The sequence below is a fragment of the Streptomyces sp. NPDC058864 genome, assembly GCF_042742985.1.
Lineage (GTDB): Bacteria > Actinomycetota > Actinomycetes > Streptomycetales > Streptomycetaceae > Actinacidiphila.
On record NZ_JBHYMQ010000097.1, the window covers coordinates 20,308 to 24,783 of the forward strand.

A 4,476-nucleotide genomic window follows, 5' to 3' on the forward strand; every position below is an offset into this window, starting at 1 on the left:
CCGCACACCCCCCCGGCGCCCACCGCGGGGGGGGGGGCCCGCGGGGGGGGGGGCCCGCCGCCCGCCGGCCCCCCGCCCGCGCCCCGCGGCCCGCGGACCGCCGTCGATCGCGCCAGGGGCGGTCGAGGACGTCATGGCGTATCCCGGTCAGCTCTGGGCGAGGAGCTGGTTGGCTTCCTTGACAGCGTTGTCAAGCGCTTCCTTGGGGCTCTCCTTGCCCTGCAGCGCCTTGGCCACCTGGTTGCCGAGAGCGGTCTTCATCTGGTCGCTGAACTGCACCGGGGTGTAGTTCACGGCGTTGGCGAGGGACTTGGCCGCCGCGATCCGCACCCGCGTCTCGTCCGTGCCGTCCTCCTTCGTGAAGTACGGGTCCTTCAGGGCCCCGGCCGTGCTCGGGAAGATCGCGACCTGCTTGGCGAACTCCATCTGCCGAGTGTTGTCGGTGACGAAGTGGGCGAAGGCGATGGCGGCGGCCTTCTGCTTGGCCTTGGAGTTCACCATCATGCTCTGCACGTAGACGTTGACCTTGCCCGTGCTGGTGATCTGGTCGGTGATCCCGATGTTCTTGTAGAGCGTCGGCGCCTGCGTCTTGAAGTTCTTCAGGTCCAGCGCGCTGCCGGGGTTCATGGCGACCGCGCCGGTGAGGAACTTGTGACCGGCCGATTCGGGGGTGGCGGTCAGGGCCTGCGGGTCCAGTGCGTGCGCGTCGTACAGCTTCTTGTACTGCGTGAGCAGTTCGACGCCCTTGGCGTCGTTGAAGGTGAACGCGGTGCCGTCCTTGTTGACCAGCTGGGCCCCGTAGCGACCGAAGTCCTCGATGGTGGGCACGTTGGACAAGGTGGCCACCTTGCCCTTGCTGTTCTTGGAGATGGCGAGGGCGTCGGTGAACAGCTCGTCGTAGGTCTTCGGCGGCTTCTCGGGATCCAGCCCGGCCTTCTTGAACAGCGCCTTGTTGTAGAACAGCGGGCCGGTGTTGAGGTACCACGGGAAGGCGTAGGTGCCCTCCAGGCCCGGGACTGCGTCGGAGGACCAGGCACCGGGAAGGTACTCCGCCTTGTACTGAGCGGCGTCCTTGTCGAGGTCCAGCGCCAGGCCGGCCTTGGCGAGAGGGGCCAGCAGGTCGGGGGTGACGTTGACGACGTCGGGGAGGGTCCCGCCGGACGCGTCGGCGCTGAGCTTCTCCGCGTAGCCGTCGGCCGGCTGGTCGACCCACTTGACGTGGGTGCCGGGGTACTTCTTCTCGAAGTCGGCGATGACACCGTTGAAGTAGCCCGCGAAGTTGGCCTTCAGGTTCCAGGTCTGGAAGGTGATCGTGCCCGTCACCTTGCCCGACGAGTCGGAGGACACATCTCCCCCGCCGTTCCCGCAGGCGGAGAGGGACAACGTCGCGGCGGCGACGGCGGCGGCAGCTACCGCCTTGTAGGAGGAACGCACGGTGGACGGCTCCTTTGCTCGGACCTTGCGCGTGGATGACGACCCGGGGCCGGGCCAGCCGGGTGCGCACGTGGAGGAGACCATTCCAGCCGACGCGGGGAAAGTCAACGAATTCCTTGGAGGCTTCTTCTCGACCGGTACATATGCGCAGGTCAGAGCAGGTACGAGAGGAGTCTTGCACTCGCAACTAATGCGCTTTAGGATCCGTCTACTGAAGCGCTTTAGTTCCGCCCGTCGGTCCGAGTCGGAAAAGCGCGCGCGGGGCCGTACGATGTGTGCTCACGTGCAGGGAAGGGGACCACTCGCGGTGGCAGACGAGCAGCAGGGCAAAGGCGTGGCCGATGCGCCGGGGCACGGCCGTCCGACCGGGCGCCGCCGACCCACCATCAAGAACATCGCCCAGCGAGCGGGGGTGTCCGAGAGCGCTGCTTCGTTCGCGCTCAACGGCCGTCCCGGCGTCTCCGAGGCCACGCGCGACCGCGTGCGCCGCGTCGCCGAGCAACTCGGCTGGCGACCCAGCGCCGCGGCGCGGGCCCTGTCCGGCGAGGGGGCGGCGACGGTGGGCCTCGTACTGGCCCGGCCCGCCGAAACCCTGGGCGTCGACTCGTTCTTCCTGCAACTGGTCTCGGGCATCCAGGAGGTGCTGGCCCCGCGTCATCTGGGCCTGCTGCTCCAGGTGGTGGAAGACACCGAAGCCGAGTGCGGTGTCTATCGTCGCTGGTGGGCCGAGCACCGCGTCGACGGGGTACTGGTCGTCGACCCGCGCACTGACGATCCGCGCCCAGCCCTGCTCGATGAACTCGGCATTCCCGGCGTGGTGATCGGTGCCCTGCCGGAGTCCGATCCCGGTGCGCACCGCCGTCTGTCACAGGTGCGCGTCGAGGACGCGCAGGCCATGGCGGCCGTCGTCGGCCGCCTGCACGCCCTGGGCCACCGGCGCATCGCCCATGTCGCGGGCCTTCCGACCCTGGCCCACACCGCTCGCCGCATCGAGTCGCTCACGAAGGAGGCCGCACGCCAAGGGCTGGCTGCGGCACGGTCCGTGGTGACGGACTACTCCGACGCCGAGGGCGCCGCCGTCACACGCCGGGTGCTGCAGGAGCCCGATCCGCCTACGGCGATCATCTACGACAACGACGTGATGGCGGCGGCAGGTTGGGGGGCGGCCGTCGGCCTGGGCCGCAAGGTGCCCGGCGACGTCTCCATCGTCTCCTGGGAGGACTCGGCTGTGTGCCGCCTGGTCCAGCCATGGCTGACCGCGCTGTCCCGCGACGCGGTGGCCTTCGGCCGGACCGCGGCCGAGGAACTGACCGCCCTCCTCGACGGCGGCGTGGCCCGCGAGGTGAGTCTGCCGCTCCCCCAGCTCATCGAACGCGGCAGCACCGCCGCCGCACCATCCGGCACCTGAGCGGGGCGCCTCTATGTCCTTCGTCAAGCGAGCCGTGGGGATCTCGAAGATCAGCCGGTGGCCGTCTTCATGTCCGGACCCTCACTCCGACGCCGGAACAAAGACCCTGATCGGGCGGGAACCCGTACACCACTTCCAAGGACGCGTCCGAGGGCCGCTCAGAACCGACAGACGCCCCCGGCGCAACGGTCCGACTTTCTACGCAGGTCGCTATTTCACGTGCCAACCATGCCACTGTTCTGCCTACGCTCCGTGGAACTACTACCAGTAGGAACAGGCCGGCAGGCCCAGAAACAGCGATGGCGAGTGACGAACATTCCATCACCGTGTAACCAGTTCACTTCGCGCTGCGATGAATACAGCGCATGCCAGGGACAGTTCGCCCTGCACTTCGAGGCAGGGCACGAAGCCGCAGGAAGGACCATCTTGAGTGGCGAGGCCTGGGCCCTTGGGCAGCGCTCAGCGCCGCCTTCCGAACACGGCAGGCGGTGAAAGCAGTGCAAGATGGATTACATGAAACCAGAAGCGCAGGACCCGATGCGCCAAGTCTGGTCCACAGCGAATGTGGACCCCGCCGATGCGTTCCGTTACTGGTCAGATGTCATCTGTGATGCTTGCTCTGTCCGTCTCGCCGCCAGGACTTTGGGGAGGGCCCCATTCACGGGGCGGATCGAACGCAGCGTCGTGGACGGCTTGGGGTTGGCCATAGTGTCTTCGGGGCAGCAGGAAGTGTTCCGGACGAGGCGTCTGATCGCCCTCGATCAAGAAGACTTCGTGCTGGCCTATATCCAGACGGATGGTGTCACACGTTTGCGGCAGGACGGGCGACTCGTCGCACTGTCAACTGGCGGGATGGCCTTTGTGGACAGTTCTCGTCCCTACATTCTCGATTCCGATGGTGCGTTCTCCCAGCTGGCCGTCCAGGTACCCCGGTCGTTGCTTCCCGGTCGGGTACTCGCCGACGCGACGGCTGTCGAGCTCGGAAGCACAGGGCCCGGCGGGCTCGTCTCCGACTTCCTGGTGGGTTTGCAGCGCCTCGACCCGGCAGTTGCGGTCACCCTGGTCCCGCACGCACTGGGACTGCTCAACTTTGCCCTTGAATGGGCTGGTAAGGGGCGGATCGCGCAAGCCAGTACCTCTGCCCTCACCCGCGAGCGGATTCACCGCTTCGTGCGACGTCATGCATACGACCCGAGTCTCGACGCCTCGGCCGTGGCGGCCGGTTGTGGTATCTCCCGCAGGACCCTGTTCCGTACGTTGTCCGCGGACGCGGAGACGCTCACCGAGCTGATCCGCAGGCTGCGGGTGAACCGTGCCCAGCAAGTCCTGCGCACTACGCCGGAGCGACCGCTCTCCAGCGTCGCCCGGGAGTGTGGCTTCGGCAGTGTCGCGCAACTGCACCGTGCCTTCCGTGCCGCTACAGGGACATCCCCCGGGGCCTACCGGAGGGAGGGCGACCAGCCGGGGGGCGCCGGTCCGCGCTCGGTGGAGCCGTTTCGCGCTCAATAGCCCTCGTTACGAGGCTCACGCTCCGACCGGGGATGGCGTCCCTTCTTGTGGTGTAGCCGATCATCCGGAGGTTGTGTTCGTGGTGTTGGGGAGTGTGGGGGCGCCTTTCGGGAGCTCGGCGGGGT

Annotated in this window: 3 protein-coding genes; 2 read left to right on the top strand and 1 reads right to left on the bottom strand. The window is 67.6% G+C overall.

All coding sequences use genetic code 11. The features are described 5' to 3' along the window. Positions 1 to 147: 147 nt before the first annotated feature. Positions 148 to 1,434, bottom strand: coding sequence for an ABC transporter substrate-binding protein (locus ACFW3D_RS38810; protein ID WP_500512785.1), 1,287 nt, complete (start codon positions 1,432 to 1,434; stop codon positions 148 to 150). Between the two features lie 385 nt (positions 1,435 to 1,819). Between ACFW3D_RS38810 and ACFW3D_RS38815 the strand changes: the two genes are divergently transcribed. Beyond that, complete coding sequence (locus ACFW3D_RS38815) at positions 1,820 to 2,842, top strand: LacI family DNA-binding transcriptional regulator (protein WP_500512793.1); 1,023 nt, start codon at positions 1,820 to 1,822, stop codon at positions 2,840 to 2,842. A gap of 504 nt (positions 2,843 to 3,346) precedes the next feature. After that, positions 3,347 to 4,351, top strand: coding sequence for an AraC-like ligand-binding domain-containing protein (locus ACFW3D_RS38820; protein ID WP_500512787.1), 1,005 nt, complete (start codon positions 3,347 to 3,349; stop codon positions 4,349 to 4,351). Positions 4,352 to 4,476 lie beyond the last annotated feature (125 nt).

Coding starts and splice junctions, on each gene's coding strand:
- ACFW3D_RS38820 (WP_500512787.1), top strand. CDS start 3,347: ATGGATTACATGAAACCAGAAGCGCAGGACCCGATGCGCCAAGTCTGG.